The organism is Streptomyces sp. NBC_01092, assembly GCF_045039535.1.
Taxonomy (GTDB): Bacteria; Actinomycetota; Actinomycetes; order Streptomycetales; family Streptomycetaceae; genus Streptomyces.
On sequence record NZ_CP108659.1, the window covers coordinates 2,466,462 to 2,491,687 of the forward strand.

23 protein-coding genes are annotated in these 25,226 nt (G+C 70.7%); 9 read left to right on the forward strand and 14 right to left on the reverse strand.

Features of this window, described 5'->3' with window-relative positions:
* Positions 1 to 9 precede the first annotated feature (9 nt).
* Positions 10 to 1,422, reverse strand: a complete 1,413-nt coding sequence (locus tag OG254_RS10830) for a GH39 family glycosyl hydrolase (RefSeq protein WP_405579986.1) — start codon at positions 1,420 to 1,422, stop codon at positions 10 to 12.
* A gap of 176 nt (positions 1,423 to 1,598) precedes the next feature.
* On the opposite strand from OG254_RS10830, the gene OG254_RS10835 reads away from it, so the two are divergent.
* Positions 1,599 to 2,693: a DUF5925 domain-containing protein gene (locus tag OG254_RS10835; protein WP_351199418.1), complete on the forward strand. Its 1,095-nt coding sequence runs from the start codon at positions 1,599 to 1,601 to the stop codon at positions 2,691 to 2,693.
* Positions 2,694 to 2,716: 23 nt separating this feature from the next.
* Entirely contained in the window at positions 2,717 to 3,487 is a 771-nt protein-coding gene (locus OG254_RS10840) for a DUF72 domain-containing protein (RefSeq protein ID WP_405579988.1), read from the forward strand.
* Here the strand turns inward: OG254_RS10840 and OG254_RS10845 are convergent, their stop codons facing one another.
* Entirely contained in the window at positions 3,488 to 3,856 is a 369-nt protein-coding gene (locus OG254_RS10845; protein ID WP_405579991.1) for a GntR family transcriptional regulator, read from the reverse strand.
* A 70-nt stretch (positions 3,857 to 3,926) separates the two neighbouring features.
* Here OG254_RS10845 and OG254_RS10850 point away from each other — a divergent pair, with 70 nt between their 5' ends.
* Positions 3,927 to 4,892 (forward strand): GNAT family N-acetyltransferase, encoded by a 966-nt coding sequence (locus tag OG254_RS10850; RefSeq protein ID WP_405579994.1) that lies wholly within the window; start codon positions 3,927 to 3,929, stop codon positions 4,890 to 4,892.
* Positions 4,873 to 5,376: a DUF402 domain-containing protein gene (locus tag OG254_RS10855; RefSeq protein ID WP_405579997.1), complete on the forward strand. Its 504-nt coding sequence runs from the start codon at positions 4,873 to 4,875 to the stop codon at positions 5,374 to 5,376. Before OG254_RS10850 ends, OG254_RS10855 begins: the two co-directional genes overlap by 20 nt.
* Positions 5,377 to 5,651: 275 nt before the next feature.
* Here the strand turns inward: OG254_RS10855 and OG254_RS10860 are convergent, their stop codons facing one another.
* The gene (locus OG254_RS10860) at positions 5,652 to 6,269 is read right to left on the reverse strand and encodes a class I SAM-dependent methyltransferase (RefSeq protein ID WP_405594930.1); all 618 of its coding nucleotides are present in this window, start codon (positions 6,267 to 6,269) and stop codon (positions 5,652 to 5,654) included.
* Positions 6,270 to 6,421: 152 nt separating this feature from the next.
* Between OG254_RS10860 and OG254_RS10865 the strand changes: the two genes are divergently transcribed.
* Positions 6,422 to 6,559: a hypothetical protein gene (locus OG254_RS10865; RefSeq protein ID WP_405580000.1), complete on the forward strand. Its 138-nt coding sequence runs from the start codon at positions 6,422 to 6,424 to the stop codon at positions 6,557 to 6,559.
* A 6-nt stretch (positions 6,560 to 6,565) separates the two neighbouring features.
* Here OG254_RS10865 and OG254_RS10870 read toward each other — a convergent pair whose 3' ends face one another.
* Positions 6,566 to 7,015: a GNAT family N-acetyltransferase gene (locus tag OG254_RS10870; protein WP_405580003.1), complete on the reverse strand. Its 450-nt coding sequence runs from the start codon at positions 7,013 to 7,015 to the stop codon at positions 6,566 to 6,568.
* A gap of 166 nt (positions 7,016 to 7,181) precedes the next feature.
* Between OG254_RS10870 and OG254_RS10875 the strand changes: the two genes are divergently transcribed.
* Positions 7,182 to 8,216: a lytic polysaccharide monooxygenase gene (locus OG254_RS10875; RefSeq protein ID WP_405580006.1), complete on the forward strand. Its 1,035-nt coding sequence runs from the start codon at positions 7,182 to 7,184 to the stop codon at positions 8,214 to 8,216.
* A 72-nt stretch (positions 8,217 to 8,288) separates the two neighbouring features.
* On the opposite strand, the gene OG254_RS10880 is transcribed toward OG254_RS10875, so the two are convergent.
* Entirely contained in the window at positions 8,289 to 9,158 is an 870-nt protein-coding gene (locus OG254_RS10880; RefSeq protein WP_405580009.1) for an esterase/lipase family protein, read from the reverse strand.
* Positions 9,159 to 9,331: 173 nt separating this feature from the next.
* Positions 9,332 to 9,778, reverse strand: coding sequence for a MarR family winged helix-turn-helix transcriptional regulator (locus OG254_RS10885; protein WP_405580012.1), 447 nt, complete (start codon positions 9,776 to 9,778; stop codon positions 9,332 to 9,334).
* 94 nt (positions 9,779 to 9,872) lie between these two features.
* On the opposite strand from OG254_RS10885, the gene OG254_RS10890 reads away from it, so the two are divergent.
* Positions 9,873 to 10,247: a cupin domain-containing protein gene (locus tag OG254_RS10890; RefSeq protein WP_405580015.1), complete on the forward strand. Its 375-nt coding sequence runs from the start codon at positions 9,873 to 9,875 to the stop codon at positions 10,245 to 10,247.
* A 17-nt stretch (positions 10,248 to 10,264) separates the two neighbouring features.
* Here the strand turns inward: OG254_RS10890 and OG254_RS10895 are convergent, their stop codons facing one another.
* The gene (locus OG254_RS10895) at positions 10,265 to 11,239 is read right to left on the reverse strand and encodes a DNA polymerase thumb domain-containing protein (protein WP_351199393.1); all 975 of its coding nucleotides are present in this window, start codon (positions 11,237 to 11,239) and stop codon (positions 10,265 to 10,267) included.
* The gene (locus OG254_RS10900; protein ID WP_405580019.1) at positions 11,236 to 14,721 is read right to left on the reverse strand and encodes a DNA polymerase III subunit alpha; all 3,486 of its coding nucleotides are present in this window, start codon (positions 14,719 to 14,721) and stop codon (positions 11,236 to 11,238) included. The genes OG254_RS10895 and OG254_RS10900 overlap by 4 nt, the downstream gene beginning before the upstream one ends.
* A 165-nt stretch (positions 14,722 to 14,886) precedes the next feature.
* Between OG254_RS10900 and OG254_RS10905 the strand changes: the two genes are divergently transcribed.
* Positions 14,887 to 15,951: a DUF3533 domain-containing protein gene (locus OG254_RS10905; protein WP_405580022.1), complete on the forward strand. Its 1,065-nt coding sequence runs from the start codon at positions 14,887 to 14,889 to the stop codon at positions 15,949 to 15,951.
* A gap of 86 nt (positions 15,952 to 16,037) precedes the next feature.
* Here the strand turns inward: OG254_RS10905 and OG254_RS10910 are convergent, their stop codons facing one another.
* The 4 genes from OG254_RS10910 to OG254_RS10925 all read right to left on the reverse strand — a co-directional run bounded on the left by OG254_RS10910 (position 16,038) and on the right by OG254_RS10925 (position 21,110).
* Complete coding sequence (locus tag OG254_RS10910; RefSeq protein ID WP_351199389.1) at positions 16,038 to 17,120, reverse strand: S1 family peptidase; 1,083 nt, start codon at positions 17,118 to 17,120, stop codon at positions 16,038 to 16,040.
* Positions 17,121 to 17,420: 300 nt separating this feature from the next.
* The gene (locus OG254_RS10915) at positions 17,421 to 18,296 is read right to left on the reverse strand and encodes a slipin family protein (protein ID WP_351199387.1); all 876 of its coding nucleotides are present in this window, start codon (positions 18,294 to 18,296) and stop codon (positions 17,421 to 17,423) included.
* 178 nt (positions 18,297 to 18,474) lie between these two features.
* Positions 18,475 to 19,380 (reverse strand): S1 family peptidase, encoded by a 906-nt coding sequence (locus OG254_RS10920; RefSeq protein WP_351199385.1) that lies wholly within the window; start codon positions 19,378 to 19,380, stop codon positions 18,475 to 18,477.
* Positions 19,381 to 19,850: 470 nt separating this feature from the next.
* Positions 19,851 to 21,110 (reverse strand): DUF5685 family protein, encoded by a 1,260-nt coding sequence (locus OG254_RS10925; RefSeq protein WP_405580027.1) that lies wholly within the window; start codon positions 21,108 to 21,110, stop codon positions 19,851 to 19,853.
* A gap of 321 nt (positions 21,111 to 21,431) precedes the next feature.
* Here OG254_RS10925 and OG254_RS10930 point away from each other — a divergent pair, with 321 nt between their 5' ends.
* Positions 21,432 to 21,869, forward strand: a complete 438-nt coding sequence (locus tag OG254_RS10930; protein WP_351199381.1) for a cell division protein SepF — start codon at positions 21,432 to 21,434, stop codon at positions 21,867 to 21,869.
* 36 nt (positions 21,870 to 21,905) lie between these two features.
* Here the strand turns inward: OG254_RS10930 and OG254_RS10935 are convergent, their stop codons facing one another.
* Together OG254_RS10935 and OG254_RS10940 are read right to left on the reverse strand one after the other, a co-directional pair.
* On the reverse strand, positions 21,906 to 23,096 hold the full coding sequence (locus OG254_RS10935; RefSeq protein WP_405580030.1) for an acyl-CoA dehydrogenase family protein: 1,191 nt from the start codon (positions 23,094 to 23,096) through the stop codon (positions 21,906 to 21,908).
* 107 nt (positions 23,097 to 23,203) lie between these two features.
* Complete coding sequence (locus tag OG254_RS10940) at positions 23,204 to 24,805, reverse strand: MFS transporter (RefSeq protein ID WP_405580033.1); 1,602 nt, start codon at positions 24,803 to 24,805, stop codon at positions 23,204 to 23,206.
* Positions 24,806 to 25,226: the final 421 nt, after the last annotated feature.

Sequence of the window (25,226 nt, forward strand, 5' to 3'; positions counted from 1 at the left end):
TCGAGTGGCTCAGCGCCCCAGCCACTTGACCTCGTACGCCTGTAGTTCCACCTTCTCGCCGTCGATCTGCGCGCCGGTCTGCCGGTCGCGGGTGTTCACGACGAGGATCACCTCGTCCGTGGCCAGGACCCGGACGTCGGGCTTGTCCACGGACACCGACCTGTACGCGGTCCCCGGCCGGAACTCCTTGCCGAACCTTGCGACGAGGTCGTACATGGGCAGCTTCTCGCCGCCGCCCGCGGTGTCGGTCGGCGTCCACAGACAGCCGGGGCAGTCGGTGCCCTTCTCCTCCTCCGGGTTCCAGTAGAAGGCGGACGTGGCACCGCCCTTGGCGAGCGCCATCATCCCGGCGGCCTGGACGGCGACGCGGCGGGCCTCGGACCAGCCCTTGCGGTCGTCGTTGCCGTCGGCGGGCTCGACGTAGTACTCCGCCCACCACAGTGGAAGATCACCGGTCTGCCTGCGCACCCACCGGCCCACCGCCGTGAACTTGTCGGTGGCCGTGAACTCGTCGGGCAGGAGCTCGTCGTCCCGGGTGTAGCTGGAGCCGTCCACGACGACGAAGTCGGCGCCGGCCTTGTGCTCGTTCCAGTACCCGAAGGCGTCGACGATGCGCTGGTCCAGGGCGCCCCAGGGGCCCTTCAGCGCCGTCGAGGCCTCTTCCGCGCGCGGGTCGACGCTGTCCATCACGAGGTACGGCCCGCCGACCATGATGTCCGGGTTGACCTTCTTCAGTGCCCGGTGGACGAGGTTGTACAGCTTGGTGTAGCCCTCGTAGTCCCAGCGGGCCTCGGCGTCGTTCCAGAAGCCCTTGAACTCGTTCCAGACGATGAAGTGGCGTACGTCCGGGTAGCGCTTGGCGACGGTCACGGCGAGCGCGGCGAAGTCCTCGAAGTGCTCGGGATCGGGCGCCGTCTCCAGGGCGGCCTGGTTCCAGTTCGTGTTGTCGACGCCGGCCTCGCCGCCCTTCATCCAGTCGGGGGCGCAGCACAGGGTGACGACCGGGGTGCTGCCGGAGGCGCGGACGAAGTCGATGCGGCGGTCCATCGCCTCGAAGTCGTAACGCCCTCTGACCGGCTCGGGGTTGTCGGCGCCCCAGCCCATGATGTGCTGGATCTGCGGCAGTCCCCCGGCGTCCGCGAGGCGTCCCTCGACGCGCTTGACGGCGGCGGAGGCGCCCTCGTCGGCGCTGTGCTGGGTATGGGTGAAGCCCCAGCCCACCTCCGGATTCGTCGCGTTCGGGGTGGCGGTCGGGGTGCCGTGCGGCCGGTCGCCGTCCTGTGAGGTGCCGTCGGTGTTCACGCCGTTCCCCGGAAGCGTGTTGAGGAGGGTCACGACCAGGGCCAGAGCCACCGCGCCCACGCCGAGCAGCGCGGTGAGCCGCCACCGCCGTGTCCCCGAATTCCACCCATGACGTCCCATCAAGGACAACGGTAACGGGGGTCATGGGCGCTCGGGCAGGTTTCGGCTCCACACGGTCCTGTAACAGCCCGCGGGCACGCGCCGGGAATACGACGCACGCACCGGACGTGCACCGTTGGCGGGACGTGGCGGGGAAACCGGGTGCACGGGGGCGCCGCGTGCCGGATCATGGCCGCATGTCTGCGAACCCACACGACGCTCTGCCGATCCGGCTCAACGTCGACGACAGCGACTCGCCGTCCGACGTCGTCGACGCGCTGTTCCTCGGCCGCTTCGCGACGGGCGAGCAGCCGTACTCGCACGCGGCGAACATCGACCGCGTACGGTCCGGCGCGACGCTGCTGCCGCCGGGCGCCCGTGTGCTGCGCACCGCCCGCGACGACGACCGCAGCGCGACGCTCGCGGAGGGCGACGGCTGGACCGTGCTGATCTCCCGCTGGAACCGGGGCGCCGACGTCACCGTGACGGCGACCAGCGAGGAGCTGGCGGAGCGCGTACTGGGCGAGGCGACGGACGGCGCGGCGGACGAGCCCGAGCCGCAGCCGGAGAACGTGACCATGGGCTTTTGGTACGTCTCCCCCAGGCGCGGCCCGCACCGCACGACCCGGCAGATCTCGGCGGGCACCTGGGACGAGGTGCGGGCCAACTACACCGCGCCGGTGGCGGACGCGATGGACCGCCTGATGAAGACGACCCCTGAGGACATCGCGGGCCGTCTGCTCCTGCTGCACGGCCCGCCGGGCACCGGCAAGACGTCGGCGCTGCGGACGCTGGCCCGCTCCTGGCGGGACTGGTGCCAGGTGGACTGCGTCCTGGACCCGGAGCGGCTCTTCAGCGACGTCGGCTATCTGATGGACATCGCGATCGGCGAGGACGACTCGACGGGCAAGGGCCGCTGGCGGCTGCTGCTCCTGGAGGACTGCGACGAGCTGATCCGCGGCGAGGCGAAGCACACCGCGGGCCAGGCGCTGTCGCGGCTGCTGAACCTGACGGACGGCCTGCTGGGCCAGGGCCGCAATGTCCTGGTCGGTGTCACCACGAACGAGGACCTGGAGCGCCTCCACCCCGCCGTCGTCCGCCCCGGCCGCTGTCTGGCCCGTATCGAGGTGGGGCCGCTGACCCGCCGCGAGGCGGTGAGCTGGCTGGGCGCGGAGGACGGCGTCGGCCGGGAGGGCGCCACGCTGGCGGAGCTGTACGCACTGAAGCGGGGCACGTCCCCGACGTCGGTGCCGGATCCCCGGGAGGGGGCGGACGCGGGGCTGTACCTCTAGCCCTCCGGTGCTTTCATGGTCGTATGACCCTGTTCGTCGGGACGTCGGGGTGGCAGTACCGGGACTGGCGGGGTGCCCTCTACCCCGCCGATGTGCCCGTGCGGCTGTGGCTGGAGGAGTACACGCGGCACTTCGCCACGGTGGAGATCAACAACGCGTTCTACCGGTTGCCCACGCGGGAGAACTTCGAGGCCTGGCGTGAGCGGGTGCCACGGGACTTCGTGGTCGCGGTGAAGGCGAGCCGCTATCTCACCCACATCAAGCGGCTCAGGGATCCCGAGGAGCCGGTGCACCGTCTGATGTCCCACGCGGCGGGCCTGGGCGACCGCCTGGGGCCGGTCCTCCTCCAGCTCCCGCCGACCCTGCGCGCCGACCCCGCCCTCCTGGACGCCTGCCTGGCCTGCTTCCCGTCCGGGACGCGGATCGCGGTCGAGCCCCGCCACGAGTCCTGGTGGACACGCGAGATCCGCAAGGTGCTGGAGTCCCGGGGCGCCGCCCTGTGCTGGGCCGACGTCCAGGCCCACCCGGTGACCCCGCTGTGGCGCACCACCGACTGGGGCTACGTCCGCTTCCACGAGGGCCGCGCCCGCCCCTGGCCGCGCTACGGCCGGCGCTCCCTGGAGACCTGGGTCGACCGCATCGCGACCACCTGGTCCGACGCCGAGGACCTGTACGCGTACTTCAACAACGACCCCGGCGGGGCGGCGGTGGCGGACGCGACGGCCTTCGGGAGGACGGCGACACGGGCGGGCCTCACGGTGACCCGCACGCCGGGGTTCGCCGCACGCCGCTGACTACCCCTCGTAGGCCGCCCGCAGGGCATCGCGCACCGCGGCCAGCGCCGCCTTCTCGTCCGACCCCAACCGCCGGGCCCGCTCCACGTAGGCCTGAGCGGCCGAGGCGAGCTCACGCTCCGCGGCCGAGCCGGCGGCAGCCACGAACGTGCCGTTGCGCCCGCGCGTCTCGATCACCCCGTCGCTCTCCAGCGCCCGGTAGGCCTTGGCGACCGTGTTGGCCGCCAGGCCCAGCGACTGAGCCAGCCCCCGCACGGTCGGCAGCCGGTACCCCACCGGCAGCACCCCCGACCGCGCCTGCTCGGAGATCTGCGCCCGCACCTGCTCGTAGGGCGCGGCACTGTCGTCGATGTGGATCTTCAAGGTCACAGGCCGATTGTCCCGTACCCGACGGAAAATGAGAGGCATCCGCGCGCATCCCCCCGTAGCGTGCGCCGTCATGACCGTGACCGTGCGCGACCTGCGCCCCGAAGTACCCGCCGACGTCGAGCGCTTCGCCCACAGCCGCCACCTCGCTCTCCCCTACGTCCTGTGGACCCCGGACGGCATCAGACACCGCCAGGCCCACACCCATCCCGACGCCCACTACCGCTCCCTCGTCGCGGAGGAGGACGGCGAGACGATCGGCACGGCCCAGGTCGGCATGGCGTACGACAGCCCGGAGCCCGGCCAGGGCTACCTCAACGTCTATGTGCGGCCGGACCGCACGCGCCGCGGCGCCGGCGAGCTCCTCGTCCGCGCCGCCGAGGAGCACCTGACCTCGCTGGGCGCGACCAAGCTGTTCTCTTGGGTCCTCGACGAGCCGGGCAACCGCACCTTCGCCGAGCGGCACGGCTATCGCGCCAGCCGCTCCGCCCACTTCCTGCGCCTGGACCTGGTGAACGGCGCCCTGCAACCGCTCCAGGACCCCCCGCCCGGCGTCGAGCTGCGCACCTTCGCCGACTTCGCGGACGACCCGCGCCCGCTGTTCGAGCTGGACGCGGAGACCGTGTCGGACGAACCGAGCGACGTCACAGCCGAGTTCACCGAGTACGAGACCTGGCTCGAGGAGACCTGGAAGCACCCGCTGCTCGACCGGGACCTGGCGACGGTCGCGCTCGTCGACGGCCGTCCCGCCGCCTTCAGCTCCGCCTTCACCGACCGCGCCACCCTCCCCCACTCTCGACTTCGCTCGAGCGGGGGGACCCCCATCTCCACGGCGATGACCGGCACCGCCCGCGCCTTCCGCGGCCGGGGCCTGGCCAAGCTCGCCAAGAACGCCTCCCTGCACCGTGCCCGCGCGGCCGGCTACCAGGAGGCGCTCACCGGCAACGACACCGACAATGAGCCCATGCTGGCGATCAACTTCTGGTTCGGGTACGAGATCTGTGCGACGGAGGTCCGCCATGTCCGCGAACTCGGCTGAGCGGCCACGCTCACTCGACGTGGTGCTCGTCAAGGCCGGCCGCACCAAGATCCGTTACGCGGCCGAACTGGTCGGCGACGACGGCACCCGCATCGCCGTGCGCGCCCCCTGGTCCGGCGCCGGCGTCCGCGACTTCGGCTTCGTGCGCTTCGCGCCGGGCGATGTCTTCACCGAGTACTACTGGCGCGACCGCTGGTACGCCGTGAAGGAGGTCCGCGCCGCCACGGGCGCCCTCAAGGGCTGGTACTGCGACATCACCCGCCCGGCCACGCTGTCCGGCGGCGAGCTGGTCGTCGAGGACCTCGACCTGGACCTGTGGCGCTCGGCCGACGGCACGGACGTACGCCGCCTGGACGAGGACGAGTTCGCCGAGAGCGGCCTGGCGGAGTCGGACCCCGAGGCGGCTGCCGCGGCGATGGCGGCTCTCGACGAGCTGGAGGCGTTCGCCAGGGTCGAGGGCGGCCTGGAGTCACTGCTGGCCTAGGGCCTGTCCGGCGGATCAAGCCGGCTGCAAGGAACGGCATCTCATCAGCGCAGGTGAGCGGGGGCTGGTGCGTCCAGCTGCAAGGCGGAGGAGGGCGTCGACGCGATGGGGGTCCCCCCGCTCGAGCGGAGTCGAGAGTGGGGGAGTCGGCAACCGACGACAACGCGGCTGGGGGTCCCCCCTCTGGGGGAGGGCGTGCCAGCCCCCGCGACGCCGGCATGATCCGCCGGACAGGCCCTAGTCCCGCCGTGGAGCTCTAGGCCACGGCCACTCGGTCACGCCGTCGCCACCACGGCGTACCGCTCGTCGTCGACCGCCTTCCCCCACAGCGGCCGGTCGTCCGACAGCGGCTCCACGCGCACGTCCCCGACGAGCGGTGCGAGGAGATCGGTGAGCCGGTCCGCCGGTATCCCGGCCGAGGGAGCAGCCGTCCCCCACACGCCCTCGACCAGCACGAACCGGCCTCCTGGGCGCAGCAGCCCGCGCCAGTGCCGCAGGACCCGGCCCGGGTCGGGCAGCGCCCACAGGACATGCCGTACGAGCAGTACGTCGAACCGCTCCTCCCCCACCGGTGGCGCCGCCGCGTCGCCGACGAGGAACGCCGCGTCACGCCCGGCGAGCTTGGCGCGGGCGAGGTCCACCATCGCCGGGGACCGGTCCACGCCCGTGACCCGGTGTCCCTGCTCGGCCGCGAGGAGCGAGAGGCTGCCGGTGCCGCAGCCCAGGTCGAGGACGTCGCAGGCGCGCTCGGGCAGCCAGGACCGCAGCCGGGAGGCCCATGCCTGGCGCACCTCGGCGTCGCGCAGGCCGTGGTCCGGCTCGTCGTCAAAGGTGGCGGCTGCCGCGTCCCAGTCCGTGTCCGCCGGCGTGATGGTGTGGTCACCGTTCGTCATGTCGGTCATGCCGCCAAGAGTGACACCCGCCACTGACAGTCCGGATCGTGACAGCCGCCACTGACAGGGCCGACACCGATGAGGAACTCTCCCCGAAAGGGTCTACCCCCGGTAAGAAACGCGGAACTCGGTGGGCCCTGAAGGAGGCAGCCATGCGCCATGTAACCGTGCACAAGCCCCTGAAGAGGCAGTCCGACGCCCGCCGCGTCCAGGAGGAGGCCGAAGAGCGCCCCTCGGGACGACCGGAGGTCCGCAAGGACATCGCACGAACGTGGTGGCCGGAAGGCTGAGACGCGTCAGACGAGCCGCTTGCGGTAGTGGACCCGGTCGTACGGGCCCTCCACCCGCCGCTCGACGACCTCATAGCCGTACTTCGGGTAGATCTTCTGGTTCTCCCACATCAGGGCGTTCGTGTAGAGCCTGACCTCGGGCAGGCCGAGCGCACGCGCGCGTGCGTCCACGAAGTGCAGCAGCCGTCGCCCCAGACCCCGGCCATGGGCGTCGGGGTGGACGGCGATGCTGTCGAGGAACAGATGGTCCTGGTACACCTCGACCACCACGAGCCCGATCACGGGATCCCCCGTCACGAACACCCGCCCCGCGGCCACGTTCGCCGCGTGGTCCGCCTCCATGGGCAACGGAACCCGCCCGATGCGCTCGATGTAGCGCGAGTAGGCCGCGTCCGTCACCGCCTTCACGGCGGGTACGTCGGCGGCCGTGGCGGGCCGGATCTCCTCGTTGGTCATGGTGCGCACGCTCCCTACCTGATCTCAGTCTGAGCACTCCCTTAAGACGACCCTAAAGATCGCCTTCACCCGCCTCCAGCAGGCGATTTCGCGGCCTCCTCGGGCTAGTTTCTGATCGCCCCCACGGGATTCACCCCATGCATCAGGCCCCTTGAGGAGATCTTCCATGTCCGCACGCCGCAAGGCCGCCGCCGTCGCCGCTCTCGGCCTGACCCCGCTCGCCCTGACCGCCCTCGCCGCCGCGCCCGCCTCGGCGCACGGCTCGATGGGCGACCCGGTCAGCCGGGTCTCGCAGTGCTACGCGGAGGGCCCGGAGAGCCCGAAGTCCGACGCGTGCAAGGCGGCGGTCGCGGCGGGCGGCACTCAGGCCCTCTACGACTGGAACGGCATCCGCATAGGCGACGCGGCAGGCCGCCACCAGGAGCTGATCCCGGACGGCAAGCTGTGCAGCGCGAACAGCGAGGAGTTCAAGGGCCTCGACCTGGCCCGCGCCGACTGGCCGGCGACGAGCGTGAGCAGCGGGTCGTACACCTTCAAGTACCGTGTGACCGCCCCGCACAAGGGCACCTTCAAGGTGTACATCACCAAGGCGGGTCACGACCCCGCGAAGCCGTTGGCCTGGGGCGACCTGGACCTGGCGAACCCGGTGGCGACGGTCACCGACCCGGCGGCCTCGGGCGGCTTCTACACGTTCTCCGGCTCCCTGCCTCAGCGTTCCGGCAAGCAGCTGCTGTACGCGGTCTGGCAGCGCTCGGACAGCCCGGAGGCGTTCTACTCCTGCTCGGACGTCACCTTCGGCGGCGGCAGCGGCAGCTCGGGCGGTGGCAGCAGCGACAACGGCAGCTCCGGCAGCGACACCGGCGCCGGCGGCGAGGCCTCGGTGGCGCCGAGCGCCTCCGCGCCCTCCGAGGAGCAGATCGAGGCCGGTGCCGACCAGTCGACGATCGAGCACCACGGCCACGGCGACCAGGACGCCGGTACGTCGGCGGAGCCGGCCGCGGCGGCCGAGGAGGAGCAGTCCGCCACCCCGGCCAACGAGCCGAAGGCGGCCGGTGCCACCGAGAACCTCGCCGAGACCGGCGGGGACAGCAGCACGGCGTATGTCGCGATGGGCGGTGCGGCGACGCTGGCGCTGGGTTCGGCTGTGCTGTTCGCCTCGGTGCGCAGGCGGGCGGCCGGCGGCGGGCGTCACAGCCGCTGACGTAAGGACTCCGGGGCCTGAACGGCGGCTCAGGCCGGTCAGGCCCCGGCGGTGTGCCCCGCGGTCAGGCGCTCAACTGATCGCGGACAGGCAGGTGGTGGGGCTGGCGTGGGCCGGGTCGAGCGCGTTGGCCACCTCGTGGAAGGCGATGCGGTCGGTCAGACCCAGAAGCGCGTGCTCGGAGATGTCGACCGCGCACAGATCCTGGATCAGCACGTTCTTCACGTCGGGCCCGGTCAGGAACTGGGTCCGATGCGGCGTGACCACCTCGTCGTACTTGGTGGCGATGACCGTGTAGCGCACTCCGGGGACGGTGTCGCCGCCCGCGTTGAGCTTGGTCATGAACTCGGATCCGACGACCTGCTGGGCGAGGGCGGGGGTGGCCGCGGTGAGCAGGTCCTGCGCGCCGGGGAAGTACGGCAGCAGGTTGGTGAACCCCGACAGGGTGGTGCCGTGGTTGTTGGGCGCGATGCCGACCAGGGCGTTCACCTTGCCCGCGCCACCGAGGAACTTGAGGTAGTAGCGGGGCATCATGCCGCCTTGCGAGTGGCCGACCAGGTCGGCCTCGGCGGCGCCGGTCGCGGCGAGCACCTTGTCGACATAGGCGGACAGTTGCTCGGCCGACTTGTCGATGGGGCCGAGGGCGTAGAAGAACGGCACGCCCGGCAGCTGGCCGTAGTCGAGGGAGAAGACGCAGTAACCGCGGTTCTTCAAGTAGGGCGCGAGTCCCAGCCAGTTGTCGACGGAGTTCGCGAAGGTGCCGTGCACGAGGACGACGGGGCGGGGGTGGGCGGCGGACGGCTTGCAGGAGTAGTCGTTCCAGCCGCTGCTGGATGCCGCCGCCGTTTCGGCGGCTTGGGCGGTGGTGGCGGGGACGACGGCGACCGCGGCGGTCAGCAGCAGTGCGGCAAGAGGTCTGAGCACTCGTTTCCAGGGCAGCATCGTGTGATCTCCTTGCGGCTCAAGGGAGTTGCGACGGCCTTACGCCCTGTGATCCGGATCACGAGGATGCTGTTCACTCGTCAAGTTACGGGTGAGTAGCAGACGTGTGAAGTTACGCGTCAGTAAAAACTTCCAGTGATAGTCAGTGGTGGGTCACATCCACTGATGAACCATCACCAGGCGGGCTTGATGGGACCATTGGGCGCGATGCGCACCAATTGACGTGACAGCGCCACCACTTCCCTGTCACCCAGCACCGCGGCCCAGGCCTGGACGACATCCGCGGCCGCCTCCTCGGCAGCACGCGTACAGGCCCACCCCCGCTCGGTCAGCACGACCAGCCGGGCTCGCGCGTCATCGGGGTGCGGCCGGCGCTCGGCGTACCCCTTGCGCACGATCTCGTCCACGAGCTGACTCGCGGCCTGCTTGGTCACCCCGAGATGGACGGCGAGGTCCGTGGCGGTGGCGCCGTCCGGGGCGAGCCGGGCGAAGGCGAATCCGTGCGCGGGCCTGAGCCCCTCGAAACCCCGGGCGACCACGCCGTCATGGATGCGTTGTGTGAGCTCACCGGCGACGGCGAGCAGCGCGGCGGACAGGGCCATGGCTTCGGAGTTCTGCACGCAGGCATTGAAACACCCTTGACGAATCGGTCAAGCGGCTTGACCATATGTGCATATAGTCAAGCTGCTTGACCATCTTCCACAGGAGGCATCCATGCCCGTGATCCGATCGTCCGACGCCGTCACCCACGAGATCCACGGCGCCCGTTTCGTCTCGTACGCCACCCCCGGCGCCGGCAGCAAGGAGCTGTGCGCCTGGCGCGGCGAGATCCCGGCGGGGACCAAGGCGCCCGCCCACACCGTCAACCGGGAGGAGATCCTGCACCTGCTCGACGGCGAGCTGCTGATCACGCTCGACGACCGCACCGACCGGATCACCGCGGGCGACACCCTGATCATCAACCCCGGCGCGACCCTGACCGTCGAGAACCCGACCGAGCGGACCGCCGTCACCTGGGTCACCACGTCCATCGGCCTGACGGCGGAGCTGGCCGACGGCACGGTCATCACGCCGCCGTGGGCCAACTGACCCGCGCGCAAGAGGGACTACGCGGCCAGCGACCCCGGCATCACCGCACGCGGCCCGAACTTCGCTCGCGCGCGGTCCGCGACCTCCTCGATACGGCGGGCCTTTTCGTCCAGCGGGTCGAAGGTGAGCTGATAGGAGGCCTGCTCGGCGGGGTCGAGCCCCTCGGCGCGCAGGGCGAGGGCGCGCACCCGGGCGCGCTGGAGGCCGAGCGCCTCGTACATGCCGTACGCCACCCTGGTCAGCGCCGCCGAGTGGGCCGTCGGCTCCTTCAGGGTGCGGGTGCGGGTCGTCGAGGAGCGGTCGGCGTAGCGGGCGGTGAGGGTCAGGGTGCGGCAGACCTTGTCGAGGGCACGCAGCCGGGCGCCCAGTTCCTCGGCGGCCGAGAGCAGGGCGCGGCGGTGCCGGTCGGGGTCCAGTTCGTCGCGGTTGAAGGGACGTTCGGTGGCCAGCGACCGCGACACGCCGTTCGGGACGACCCGGCCCCGGTCGACTCCGCTCGCCTTCTCGCGCAGCTCACGCCCGGCCTTCGCGCCGATCAGCCGCTGGAGTGTGGACAGCGGTGCGGCGGCGACCAGGCCGAGGGTGTCGAGGCCGTACTCGCACAGGGTGCGGGCGGTCGCGGCACCGATGCCGGGCAGTGCGGCGACGGGCTTGTCGGCGAGGAAGTCCGCGACGGCGTCCGGCTCCTCGGGCACGGCACATGTCACCCCGGGCCGCGCGTCCCGCAGCGCCACGCGGGCCAGCATCGGGCCGGGCCCGGCGCCGATCGCGCAGTCGACCCCGTGGTGGGCGAGGGCGCGCACCCGGATCACCGACGCCAGCTCGACCGCGTCGCGCCCGAAGTACCGCTCGGCACCGCGCAGATCGGCCAGCGCCCCGTCCGGTGGCAGCGCCTCGACGACCGGCGTGAAGTCCTCCAGCAGCCCGAGCAGCCCGGGCAGGGCCGCCTCGTACATCGGCGGCAGCTGGAAACGTACGCAGAGGATGGTCATCCCGCACTCCCCGGACTCTGGTGCCACAACTTCCGTACCTGTGAAGGCTCTTGGCCCGCAGGGCGCAGATCGGCCCACGGGTTCAGTTCGTATCCGGTGGGCATCTGGATTCGCCGGCCGTGCGCCGGATCCCCGTCGTCCCCCGTCGGCGCCGCCACCGGCTCCGCCAGCCGCGCCGCCACCACGTCCAGGCCGCCCTCGGCGCGCAGCTCGATCAGCTCGGCGAGGTTCCAGGCGGCGGACCCCACCACGCTCAGACTGCGCGGCCCGCGCCGCTGCACGACCCCGCGCACCAGCAGCAGCCAGGAGTGGAAGACCGTATGGGCGCACGCGTCGTGCGAGTCGTCGAAGAAGGCGAGGTCGACCAGGCCCGTCCCGTCGTCCAGCGTGCTGAAGATGACCCGCTTGCCGGACCGGATCGGCGGTGTCTGGGTGGCCGCCTTGGCGCCCGCGACCAGCACGGTCTCGCCGTGCCGGGCATCGCGCAGCCGCCGCGCGGAGACGACGCCCAACTCGTCGAGGAACGCCCGGTGATCGTCCATCAGGTTGCGCGAGGCGTCCATCGACAGCACCCCCAGCTCGGCGCTGAGCCGCTCCGCCGAGGTGAGGTCGGGCAGCCCGGCCGCGGCCGTCTTCCGCCCGCCGGCCAGCGGGAGTTGCCCGCCGCCACCGCTGCGGGCGCCCCGGTGCAGTTCGGTCAGATGCAGTTGCAGATCTCGCCGGTTGGCCCCGAAGGCGTCCAGCGCGCCGACCTGCGCGAGCCGCTGGGCCAGCGGACGGCTGGGCCGGGCCCGCTCCCAGAAGTCGAGCAGCGAGGCGTACGGCTGCCCGTCCGCGATCCGCGCCGCCTCGGCCTCGCTGATGCCGTGCACGTCGCAGAGGGCGAGCCGCAGCCCCCACGCCTTTCCCGGACCTCCGGATCCCTTCCCGGCCCTCTCCGACCCCTCTGATTCAGACACCAGTTCGATACGGTGTGCGATCCCGGACGCGTTCACGTCCAACGGCAGGATCGGCACCCCGCGCCGCCGCGCGTCCGCCAGCAGCAGCCGCTTCGGGTACATCCCGGGGTCGTGCGTGAGCAGCCCCGCGTAGAAGGCGGCCGGATGGTGGGCCTTCAGCCAGGCCGACTGATAGGTCGGCACGGCGAAGGCGACCGCGTGCGCCTTGCAGAAGCCGTACGACCCGAAGGCCTCGACGATCTCCCAGGTCCGCCGAATGGTCTCCGCGTCGTACCCGTTCGACGCCGCGTGCTGCGCGAACCACACCCGGATCCGCCCCTGCGACTCCGGGTCGGAGAGACCGCGTCGCACCCGGTCGGCCTCGTCGCGCCCACAGCCGGTCATGATGTGCACGATGTCGATGATCTGCTCGTGGAAGACGACGACCCCGTACGTCTCCCGCAGCGGCTCCTCCAGATCCGGGTGCGGGTAGCGGACGGGCGCCCGCCCGTGCCGGGCCTCGATGAACGGCCGCACCATGTCGGCGGCGACCGGCCCGGGCCGGAAGAGCGAGATGTCGACGACGAGATCGTGGAAGGTGGCCGGCTGGAGCCGTCCGACCAGGTCCCGCTGGCCGGGCGACTCGATCTGGAAGCAGCCCAGGGTCTCGGCGGACCGGATGAGCCGATAGGTCGCCGGATCCCCCTCCCGCACCCCGTCCAGGTCGATCCGCTCCCCCGTGACCCGCTCCACCTCCGCGACCGCGTGCGCCATCGCCGACTGCATCCGTACGCCCAGCACGTCGAGCTTGAGCAGCCCGAGGTCCTCGACGTCGTCCTTGTCGAACTGCGACATGGGGAAGCCCTCGCCGCTGGTCGGCATGACGGGCGTACGGGAGAGCAGGGAGGCGTCGGACAGAAGCACCCCGCACGGATGCATGGCGATGCCGCGCGGCAGGGCGTCGAGCGCCTCGACCAGCTCCCACATCTTGCCGTACCGCTCCCGCTCCCCGGCCAGTTGCCGCAGCTCGGGCAGCTCCTCCAGCGCCGCCCGGGCGTCCCGTGCGCGGATGTGCGGGAAGGACTTGGCGATCCGGTCGATGTCGGCGGGGTCCATGGACAGGGCCGCACCCACGTCCCGGATCGCGTGCCGCACCCGATAGGTCTCCGGCATGGAGACGGTGGCGACCCGCTCCGTCCCGAACCGGTCGATGATCGCGCGGTAGACCTCCAGCCGCCGCGCGGACTCCACGTCGATGTCGATGTCGGGCAGCACCGGCCGGCGCTTGGACAGGAAGCGCTCCATCAGCAGCCCGTGCTCCACGGGGTCGGCGTGCGCGATGCCCAGCAGATGATTGACGAGCGACCCCGCACCGGAGCCACGCGCGGCCACCCGGATCCCCATCTTCCTTACGTCGTCGACGACTTGAGCGACCGTCAGGAAGTAGGAGGCGAACCCGTGGTGGGCGATGATGTCCAGCTCCTGGTGCACCCGCTCCCAGTACGCCCGCCGCCCGTCATAGCCGCGCAGCACCATGCCCGCCACCGCCCGCGAGGCGAGCGCCCGCTGAGCGGTGCGCGCCCCGGCCCCGACGAGATGCGGCTCGGGGAAGTGGACGGTGCCGATGCCGAGATCGTCCTCGGGGTCGACGAGGCACTCGGCGGCGGCCGCCCCGGTCTGCTCCAGCAGCCGGTGCGCGGTGTCGCGCCGGAAACCCGCGGCCTCGACGACCCGCTCGGCGACCCGCGCCATCTCGCCCGCGTCCTTGAGCCAGGCCTCACCGGAGTCCAGTTCCTTGGTGGCGTCGATGGGCACGAGCCGTCGCGCGGCGTCCAGCACATCGGCGACCGGCCCGAGGCCGGGGTCGGCGTACCGGACGGCGTTGCTCAGCACGGGCCGTACCCGCTGCTCGGCGGCGAAGCCGACGGTACGGGCGGCCAGCCGCAGCGAGCCAGGACCGGTGCCCTTGCGCCCGTGCCAGACGGCCTCCAGCCGCAGGGCATCGCCGTAGACCTCCCGCCAGGGCACGAGCAGCCGGGCCGCCCGATCGGGACGGCCGGCGGCGAGCGCACGTCCGACGTCGGAGTCGGGCCCGAGCAGGACGGTCAGGCCGTCCCCCCGGTTGCCCTCCCGGGGCAGCATCGGCGGCCCCTCCCCGGCATGCGCGGCCGAAACGATTCGGCACAGATCGCCCCACCCGCGGGCCCCGTCCCGGGCGAGAAAGGTGACCCGGGGTGTCGACTCGTCCACAAAGGCACCCCCGCGCACCGGAGCCCGACGCCGCCCGGTCTCCCCCGCCCCCGAAAGCCCGAACTCCTCCACCGCCAGCCCCACACCGAACAACGGACGTACGCCCGCCTTCGCACAGGCCTTGGCGAACCGGACCGCACCCCCGAGTGAGTCACGGTCGGTGAGAGCCAGGGCGTCCATGCCCCGCTCGGAGGCACGCTCGGCCAGCCGCTCCGGGTGCGAGGCGCCGTACCGCAGGGAGAACCCGGAGACGGTGTGCAGATGCGCGAAGCCCGACACACGCACCTCCCGCATCAGTGAGTCCGGGACCGGCACTCGAACACCGGCACTCGAACATCAGTTCCCAACTCTCCCACCCCCACCATAGACCATTTCCGGACCGTTTCTCGAACACTCGTGCGACATCCGTTCGGCCGCCTCCCACCTGCGCAAACACCCCGTGCCCCGGACCGTGGGGGCATGACGCAGACCACCGGCGCCGACACCCCCCACAGCCCCTTCCTCGCCGAAGTGAAGGACGCAGTCACTCCACGAGCCACGGTGCTCGTGACCGGCACGGTGATCCTCGCCCTGCTCTTCATCGCCTCCTACGTGGGCGCGCTCCACGACCCGAAGCCCAAGGACGTGCCCTTGGGAGTCGTGGCCCCCCAGGTCGCCGCCCAGCAGACGGTGACCCGCCTGCAGAACCTGCCCGACGACCCCCTGAACCCACGCGCCCTGCCCGACGCGGCGACGGCCCGCAGCCAGATCCTGAACCGCGAGATCGACGGGGCCCTGCTGATCGACCCGGCAAGCACCACCGACACCCTCCTGGTCGCCACCGGAGGCGGCAGGGTGCTGGCCGCCACCCTGGAGTCCCTGGTCGCCACCCTGGAGAGATCCGAGGCCCGCACGCTCCGCACCATCGACGTGGCCCCGGCCGACCCACAGGACGCCAACGGCCTCACGTCCTTCTACCTGACCGTGGGCTGGTGCGTGGGCGGCTATCTCTGCGCATCGATCATGACGATCAGCTCGGGCTCCGGCCGCCCCACCACGAGACGCTCGGTGATCCGCCTCATCGTCATGGCCCTCGTCGCCATCGTCACCGGCCTGGGCGGCGCACTGATCGTCGGCCCGATCCTGAACGGCCTGCCGGGCAGCATCGCCGGCCTCTGGGGCCTCGGCGCCCTGATCGTCTTCGCGGTGGGCGCGGCCACGCTCGCCTTCCAGGCCATCTTCGGCCTGGCCGGCATCGGCCTGGCCATCCTGGTCGTGGTGATCCTCGGCAACCCGAGCGCGGGCGGCGCCCTGCCACCCCCACTGCTCCCACCGTTCTGGCGGGACATCGGCCCGGCCCTGCCACCGGGCGCGGGCACCTGGGCGGCACGCTCGATCGCCTACTTCAGAGGCAACGACGTGACCGACTCCCTACTGGTCCTCTCCGCATGGGCGGCCGCGGGGATCGTGGTCACACTCCTGGCGGGAACCCTGCGCGGCAAGGAGCGCGCAAAGCCGCCGGCCGGCGCACCTGCCGGCACATGAACGGCACATGAACGGCGCCGCAGGCAAACGCGAAAGCCCCGCCCCCCACACGAGGGACGGGACTCCGCAAAGCAACGACGAAGGCGTCAGCCGATCTCGGTACCCGTGGCAGACAGCGCCTCGGTCACCGGCTGGAAGAACGTCTCCCCACCGGAGGTGCAGTCACCGCTACCGCCGGAGGTGAGCCCGATCGCCTTGTCACCGGAGAACAGCGAGCCGCCGCTGTCACCCGGCTCGGCGCAGACGTCGGTCTGGATCAGCCCGTTGACGATGTCACCGTTGCCGTAGTTCACGGTGGCGTCGAGCCCGGTGACCTTGCCGTCGTGCACCTGCGTGGTCGACCCGCTGCGGGTGACCTCCATGCCGACGGTCGCCTCGGCGGCCCCGCTGATGGCCTGCGAGGAGCCGTTGTAGAGGTTGACCTCACTCGGGTGGTCCACCTCGGCGGTGTACTTGACCAGCCCGTAGTCGTTGTCCGGGAAGCTGGACGTCTCGTTGGTGCCGATCGCGTTGCCGTCCGCGTCCGACCAGTCCGTGATGCCCTCGGTGCAGTGCCCGGCGGTCAGGAAGAACGGCTCGCCGCCCTTGACGACGTTGAAGCCGAGCGAGCAACGGCCACTGCCACCGGTGATGGCGTCACCACCCGCGATGAAGGGCTTGAACTCCCCCTTCGACCGCTTCAGTTCCGCCTTGGCACCCAGTCCGTCGACGACCTTGCCGAGCGTGGCCCACTCGGCCTTGGAGACCGTACGGTCAGCCGTGACGACGACCTTGTTGGTCGAAGGGTCCGTCACCCAGGCGGTGCCGGGAATGGTCGCGTCCTGCTTGAGCGTCGTACGGGCGCTCTTGAGCTCGGCGAGCGAGTTCTCGACGACCCGCGCCTTGGCGCCGGCGGCCTCGACCGCGTCGGCCGCGACCTCGTCGAGGACGTTCACCACAAGGTTCTTGGTCTGCGCGTCGTAGTACGTGCCCGCGGCGTCACCGCCGAGGTCCTTCGCCAGCGTCGAGGCGAGCTTTCCGGCCGCGCCGATCGACAGGGTCTTCGGCGCGGACGCCTCAGGCGTCTCACTGGCGTTCGCACTCTGCAAGGTAACTCCCGCGGCAACCAGTGCGGCGATGCCCGCACCTGCCACGGCTGCACGCCGCTTGGGTATGCGTCGGTGCTTCAACTTACGTCCTCCTGTGGGGGGTCGGCCCGAGAGGTTGTGGGGACCTCGCCGGACCGGAAGGCGTACGGCTACGGAGGCGACGCACAACAAAAGCCACGCCCGTGCCGGTTGAACAAGGTTCACTATTCCTAGGTTCGAAGGGAGCACACAAGGCCGACTTCAGGACGCGCGTAGAACACGGTTGCGCGCCCCCATCGCCTTGACCGTGCACAGTCACACCCGCTCTCTTCGCTCAGCAAATACCGCAAGCGAGCGAACCATAAGCAGCGTGTGAGGTCTACTCCTGTCTTGAAATCACCCTCAGACGTCCACATCCAAGCGGTCGTCACCCGAGGGGAGTTCATCCTGTGCGGTCCGCGATTCAACAGACTCCGGCCGCTGTGCCCCCCTCGCCGGTTCCCGCACGGAGGGCGCAACTTGCGCACCTTTCTCCAGAAAACGCAGCAATTCCACCGGAATCGGCAACACCAAGGTGGAGTTCTTCTCGGCCGCCACCGCCATCACCGTCTGCAGCAACCGCAACTGAAGGGCGGCCGGCGCATCGGCCATCTGATGAGCCGCCTCCGCCAGCTTCTTCGAGGCCTGGAGCTCCGCGTCGGCGTTGATGACCCGCGCCCGCCGCTCCCGATCGGCCTCCGCCTGCCGCGCCATCGACCGCTTCATGGTCTCGGGCAGTGACACGTCCTTGATGTCGACCCGGTCGATCGTCACGCCCCACTCGATCGCCGGGCTGTCGATCATCAACTCCAGCCCCTGGTTGAGCTTTTCGCGGTTGGACAGCAGATCGTCCAGCTCGCTCTTGCCGATGATGGACCTGAGCGAGGTCTGCGCCATCTGCGAGACCGCGAACCGGTAGTCCTCCACCCGTACGATCGCCTCGGCCGGTGAGGTGACCTTGAAGTAGACGACGGCGTCGACCCGGACCGTGACGTTGTCCCGTGTGATGCCCTCCTGCGCGGGCACGGGCATCGTCACGATCTGCATGTTCACCTTGCGCAGCTTGTCGACGCCCGGAACGATCAACGTGAAGCCGGGCCCGCGCACTTGGGACCGGAGCTTCCCGAGACGGAAGACCACCCCCCGTTCGTACTGCTTGACGACGCGCGCGGCCGCCGCCACATACACGACTGCGGCGGACGCGAGCGTCACTCCCGCCGCCACCAGCTCCTCGACCATCACCGACCCCCAGGGTCCGACATGGGCGCATTACAGGGGGAGTACTGCCTGTCCGTCGACGGTAACCCCGCGGAGCGACCAAGGGCGAGCCCCCGCACGGCAGTTGCGTGCGGGGGCTCACATGCTGCTGGCTGCTATTTACTGGTCAGGCCGTATCGCTACCGATGTCCGCCGGACGTCAGTAGACGCTGACCCCGTACGCGCTGAGGGCCTCGGTGACCGGCTGGAAGAAGGTCGTGCCACCGGAGCTGCAGTTGCCGCTGCCGCCGGAGGTCAGACCGTACGCGGTGCCGTTGCTGCCGTAGAGCGAACCGCCGGAGTCGCCGGGCTCGGCGCAGACCGTGGTCTGGATCAGGCCACCGACGACGTCGCCGCCGCCGTAGTTGACGGTGGCGTTCAGGGCGGTGACCCGGCCGCTGTGCGTGCCGGTGGTGGAGCCGTCACGGATGACGGTGGTGCCCACGCTGGGCGTGGCCGCGCGGGTGATGTCCACGCCGTTCGCGGTGCCGGGCCGGCTGACGGAACCGGAGTAGCGCACGATGCCGTAGTCGTTGCCCGGGAAGCTGGAGCCGGCGGTCGAGCCGATGACCGTGGTGCGGCCGGAGTTGGAGTACCAGGTGCCGGCGCCGTCGGTGCAGTGGCCGGCGGTCAGGAAGTACTGGGTGCCGCTGCTGTCCTGGACGTTGAAGCCGAGCGAGCAGCGCCAGCTACTCGCATAGATGGCGTCGCCGCCCTGGATGAACTTGCTGAACTTGCCGGCGGTCCGCTTGATCGTGAGCGCGTCGGCATTGCCGCCCGCCTGCTCCTTGATCTTCGCAATCTCCGCCTGGGAGACCGTGGAGTCCACGGTCACGGTGACACGGTTGGTCTTGCTGTCGACGGCCCAGGCGGTGCCGGGGATGTCGGCCTTCAGCACGGAGCCGCTGGCGCTCTTGAGCTGGGCGGCACTGAAGGTGGCGGGAGTCTCCGCGGCGGTCGCGCTGGGGATCGCGATCGCGGCTGCGGCCACGAGGCCGGTGGATACGGCGATCAGCCGGGTCCGTCTCGTGATGCCACTGCGGGGGGTGGTGCGCTTGATCCTCACTTTTCGTTCCCTCCAAGGGGAGTTGGGGGCCCGCGTGGGGTCGGGGCCCGTGAGGCGCAGTCAGACGAGCGAAAGTCCGGATTTCGGACATGCCGTGCCCCTGACAAGCGCTGAGGGGGAGTATTCGGTCGAACGACCGGTCGGCGCAAGGGCGCCTTTCGGCCGTCAATCTTTGAACCATCTGTGCGAGTTGACCGCTCCTGCCCCGGTCAGAGCCGGTCAGAGCCGGTCGGCGCAGCTTGCGCTCCTGCGCGGCGGCAGCGAGGTCGGCATGTTGCCAGGTGGCGGAAAGGGGCGCACGAAGTGGCCGGCGAAGGCGCGGAGCGGCAACATGGCGCGGTTGACCATGGACGGCGCGGTCCTCGCATCACGGATGTCCGGAAGTAACCGGCGCCGACGCATTCCGCGGCATTGCGCCCGCGCCCCCCGCGAGGGGCGCGGGACGGTGTCGATATGCGGCTCAGCGCGGCTCAGCAACCGTCGCAGGGGCAGCAGCAGTCGCACCCGTCACAGTCGCAGTCACGGCAGCAGCCCTCGCGCTTCTTGCGGGACCACGGGCCCTCGTACTCCTTCGCGCAGCACAGCTTGCAGGTGCAGCACAGCAGCCAGAACATCCCGCAGCCGGCCCAGAACCCACGCCGCCCCTTCGGCGGCTGCGGGGCCGGCCCACCGCCGAACCCGCCGAAGTCACCACCGCCACCGCCGCCTCCACCGGCGCCACCGCCGGGCACTCCCCCACCACCGGCGTAGGGATTCCCACCGACGGCATACGGATTCTGCGTCGCCCCATAAGGCCCCGGCTGCGGCTGCTGCGGCGGCTGCCCATAGGGCCCGGGCTGATGGGACGCATGCGACGCGTGCGACGAACAGGTCGGCACCGTGCCGAACGCCCGGTCCACCGAGCGCCGCAGCTCGTGCACGAGCAGGAGGTGGGCGAGCCCCGCATCCGTGAACTCCACCTCGCGCAGCGCCAGCCGCACTCCGTGCACGGCGTCGTCGGCGAGCCGTCGCGCCTCGGCGAGCGAGGTCCCGGTCGCGGTGAGGGGGTTCCACGCACCCGCCTCGGCGTCGGCCGCCCGGTCCTCCACGGCGTCCAGGAGGTGCGCCAGCCGTCCGAACAGGCGCCCGGCGTCGGCGAGCGGTTCGGCGTTGTGCGGCCGTCCGGCCAGGATCGCGGTGTGCGCGAAGGCGGCGGCGGTCGCCGTCTCGGTCGGCTCGGTCACAGCGAGGATCGGCGTCCCGATCCCGGCGAGCGTCTCGATGCCGACCTGCCGGTCCACGGCGTCGACCAGTACGGCGGTGTCGAACCCGACGGCCGAGCCGCTGCGGGCACCCGCCGCACCCCACCCCGCGGCCACCCGGCGCGCGGCGAGCGCCACCGGCCTGCGGGCCAGCAGCCCGTCCCCGTCGGCGACATGGTCACGCACCTTGGCCGAGGCGAGCACCAGCGAGACGGCAGCGGCGAGCCGAGCGCCCTCACCCTGCGCGACGGACGCGGTGCGCATCCCCCGCAACGGGCACGGTCCCGCCGTACGCCTCAGTCCACTGTCCTTCTGGGCCTGAGCCTCCGTCAGAACGGAGATGAGGAGCCCGTCGTAGTTCGTCACGATCCGCGCGAACTGACCATGGTCCCCGCGCAACGAGAGGCACAGCCCGCACAAATGCGCCATCCATTGGCCTGCAAGGCTCTCGCCGAGACGATGACGACAGGGCCTGACTATTCCGAACATGACGCTCCCCCGAGGTTCTTACGACGCAACTACGACGCTGAGCTGCCGCATCGTACCGGCCGGCGTTTCGATGGCCACGGCTTCTCGTTCACCCGTACGCACCCCACATCACCCATACGCCGTGAAGAATCATATTTCACTCACAGTCAGCAGCCGTACGTGGCATGCCCCTTGGGGGACACGGGCTCTCGACGTATTCGCTGTGCACCAGTACCGTCACAAACCCCCCGCGCGGCGTCTATCCACTTGGCGTGAGGTCCGCATCATGGATGACCATAGGGATGCGGAAAGGGAAAGAGACCGCTGTGAGAGGAGGCGTCCATGGGATCGGTGCGCAAGGCGAGTGCCTGGCTGGGCCTCGTTGACGACAACGATGACGAGCGTTACTACGACGATGACTACTCCGAGGGGACCGAGCCCGGGGAGGCCTGGGTCACCGACCCGCGGGTCAAGGTGGCCACGGACGTCGCAGAGGAGAAGGGCCGCCGGATCGGCACGGTCACTCCGGACAGCTTCCGGGACGCCCGCGCCATCGGCGAGCTGTTCCGCGAGGGGGTCCCGGTCATCATGAACCTCACGGCCATGGAGCCGGCCGACGCCAAGCGTGTCGTCGACTTCGCGGCGGGGCTCATCTTCGGCCTGCGTGGCTCGATCGACCGGGTGTCCAACCGGGTGTTCCTGCTGACCCCGGCCGACACGGAGATCATCAACGGCGAGCGGGCGGCTCACCGCGAGGACGGCTTCTACAACCAGAGCTGAGGCAGGGCCGTTCACCGGCCCTGCCCCCTGGTGGGGTCAGCGGAAGGCGTCGAGCCCGGTGAGTGCCTTGCCCAGCACGAGCTGGTGCATCTCGACGGTGCCCTCGTAGGTGAGCACCGATTCGAGGTTGGTCGCGTGCCGCATCACGGGGTATTCGAGCGAGATCCCGTTGGCACCGAGAATCGTCCGCGCCGTACGGCAGATGTCGATGGCCTCGCGGACGTTGTTCAGCTTTCCGAAGCTGACCTGTTCCGGACGCAGTCGACCGGCGTCCATGCGCCGCCCCAGATGGTGGGCGAGCAGAATCCCCTTGTGCAGTTCGAGCGCCATGTCGGCGAGTTTGGCCTGGGTGAGCTGGAAGCCCCCGATCGGCCGGCCGAACTGCTCCCGCGTCTTCGAGTAGTCGACGGCGGCCTCGAAACAGGAGCGCGCCGCGCCCATGGCCCCCCACACGATCCCGTACCGGGCGTGCGAGAGACAGCTGAGCGGCCCCTTGAGCCCGACGACGTCCGGCAGCACCGCATCGGCCGGCAGCCGTACGTCGTCCATCACGAGCTCACTGGTGACGGAGGCGCGCAGCGACAGCTTGTGCTTGATCTCCGGTGCGGAGAACCCGGCGCTGTCGGCCGGCACGACGAACCCTCGGATCCCCTCGTCGGTCTGCGCCCACACGACGGCGACGCCGGAGACGGACCCGTTGGTGATCCACATCTTCCGCCCGTTCAGCACCCAGTCGGAGCCGTCCCGCTTCGCGTACGTCCGCATGGAGCCGGGGTCGGACCCGTGGTCGGGCTCGGTCAGCCCGAAGCACCCGATGACCTCACCGGAGGCCATGCGGGGCAGCCACGCCTGCTTCTGTTCCTCGCTGCCGAACCGGTGAATGGCGTACATGGCGAGGGATCCCTGCACGGAGACCAGGGACCGGATGCCGGAGTCGGCGGCCTCCAGTTCCAGACAGGCGAGCCCGTACTGCACGGCGGAGGCCCCGGCGCACCCGTACCCGTCGAGGGACATTCCGAGCGCGCCGATCTCCCCGAGCTCCCGGGCGAGCTCACGAATCCCCGGCAGCTCGCCCTTCTCGTACCAGTCGGCGACATACGGCACGACCCGATCCACGGCCCACTCCCGCACGGTGCCCCGGATGGCCAGATCCTCGGGTTCCAGGAGGTCGTCGATGCCGAGGGGGTCGGCGGGGTCGAACGGGGGCAACTTCGAGGACGCGGACATGGGAGACCCTCCGGCAACGACTAAAACTAGCACCGCTAGTCAGGACTGTGCGGCCGACGCTACGACGCGGCGTCCCGCACGTCCAGTACGCGACTGAGAACGCTCGGTCAAGCCGAGACGCGGGACTCCGCGACTTCCCTCGGCTTGGGCAACTCCACGGCGGGCGCCTCGCACTGCATGGTCCGCGGCAGCCGCAACGCCATCACCGCGCCCAGCAGCAACAATCCCGCACTCACCAGCAACGTCACATGCAGCCCGTGCACGAAGGAGTTCCGCGCCGCGTGTCGCAGGGCCGCCCCCGCCGACCCGCCCAGCTGCGCGGAGACCTCGTAGGCCTCCCCCAGCGAGTGCGAGGCCGCCATTGAGGCCGACGCCGGCACACCCGACACGGTCGACAGCCCGGGGGCGTACGCCGCGTTCATCACGCTGCCCAGCAGCGCGATGCCGATGCCGGCGCCCAGCTGGTACGACGTCTCCCCGATCGCCGCCGCCCCGCCGGCCTGCTCCTGCGGAGCCTCGCTCAGCATCGACTCGTACGCCCCGAAGAGCGTCGTCTCCAGGCCGAAGCCCAGCAGCACGAACCCGACCAGCAGCAGCCCGGGGTTGTCCTCGCCGCCCATGGCGGTCAGCACGACCACCGCGAGGGCCGTCAGACAGAACCCGGCGCACACCATCCGCCGCGGCCCGAACCGCCGCAGCATCCGCGCGCCCGCGAGCCCGGACGCCATCGCGGCGAAGGTCAGCGGCAGCAGCCTCAGGCCCGTCTCCAGCGGTGACAGCCCGAGCACCAGCTGGAGGTACTGCGCCGCGATCAGCTCCAGGCCGACCAGCGCGAGCATGGCCAGCACGATGCACCCGACGGACGTACTGAACGCCGGTCGCGCGAACATCTTGAGGTCCACCAGCGGATACGCCCGCCGCTTCTGGCGTCGTACGAAGAGGACCAGCATCACCGCGCCGACCACCAGCGGCACCAGGGTGAACAGGCTCGCCGCCGGCTCGCCGCCGCCGAGCCGCTTCACGCCCAGCACGACGCCGAACAGCCCGCCCGCCGCGAGCAGCGCGCCGACCACGTCCCAGGGCCCCTTGCCGTCGCCCTTCGACTCGGGCAGCAGCAGCCGGCCCACCGGGAGGCTGACCAGCATCAGCGGGATGTTGACGAGGAAGACCGAGCCCCACCAGAAGTGCTCCAGGAGGAAGCCGCCGAGCAGCGGTCCGACCGCCGCGCCGACCGCGGCCACGGCGCTCCAGATGCCGATGGCGAGGGCCCGCTCGCGCCGGTCGGGGAAGACCTGGCGCAGGATCGAAAGAGTCGCGGGCATGATCATCGCGCCGCCCACGCCGAGCAGGGCGCGGGCCAGGATCAGCACCTGTGGGTCGTGCGCGAGGGCCGCCAGGCCGGAGGCGACGCCGAAGAGGGCGTAGCCGAGCAGCAGCACGCGTCTGCGTCCCACCCGGTCACCGAGCGTGCCGAAGAGGATCAGCAGCGAGGCGCAGACGAGCGGGTAGATGTCGACGATCCAGAGCAGTTCTATCGCGCCGGGGCGGAGGTCCTCGGTGACGGCGGGTACCGCTACATGGAGCACGGTCGCGTCGACGGCGACGAGCAGCAGGCTGACGCAGAGGACGACGAGGACGACCCAGCGGTTGGCACCGGCCCCGGCCGCCCGACGGCGCAGCGCAGCGGCAGCCGTGGTCGTCCCGGACATGTACGTACCTCCCAGATGTTTCCTCGCCCTCGGCGGGCACACGGGGTGGGGACTCCCCGCGACTCGGCCGGAGAGGAGCGGTGGTCTCCGGCCCGCGCAACTAAGGGCGAGTGACTCGTCAGAGTACGCGAGTCCCCGTCGGCGCCGAGTGGCGGACCTCTCAGACTCCACACGAACGCGTGTGGCGTACGCCACACACACCGACCCGGACCGGTGATCTCCAGGAGAATTCCACCCAAGGATTCGGTGAACGAATTCATAAGCAGTGAAAAACGAACGAACAGAATGATCAAAGGAATTGAAGGGTGCAGCCCGCGTTGATTGCGGATTCCTTGGAAATAAACCCCCTCCTGAGAGGAATCCCACATCACATCGTCATCACAAAGCCGTGGATTCGCCCTTGAACTGCGCTCACTCGCTG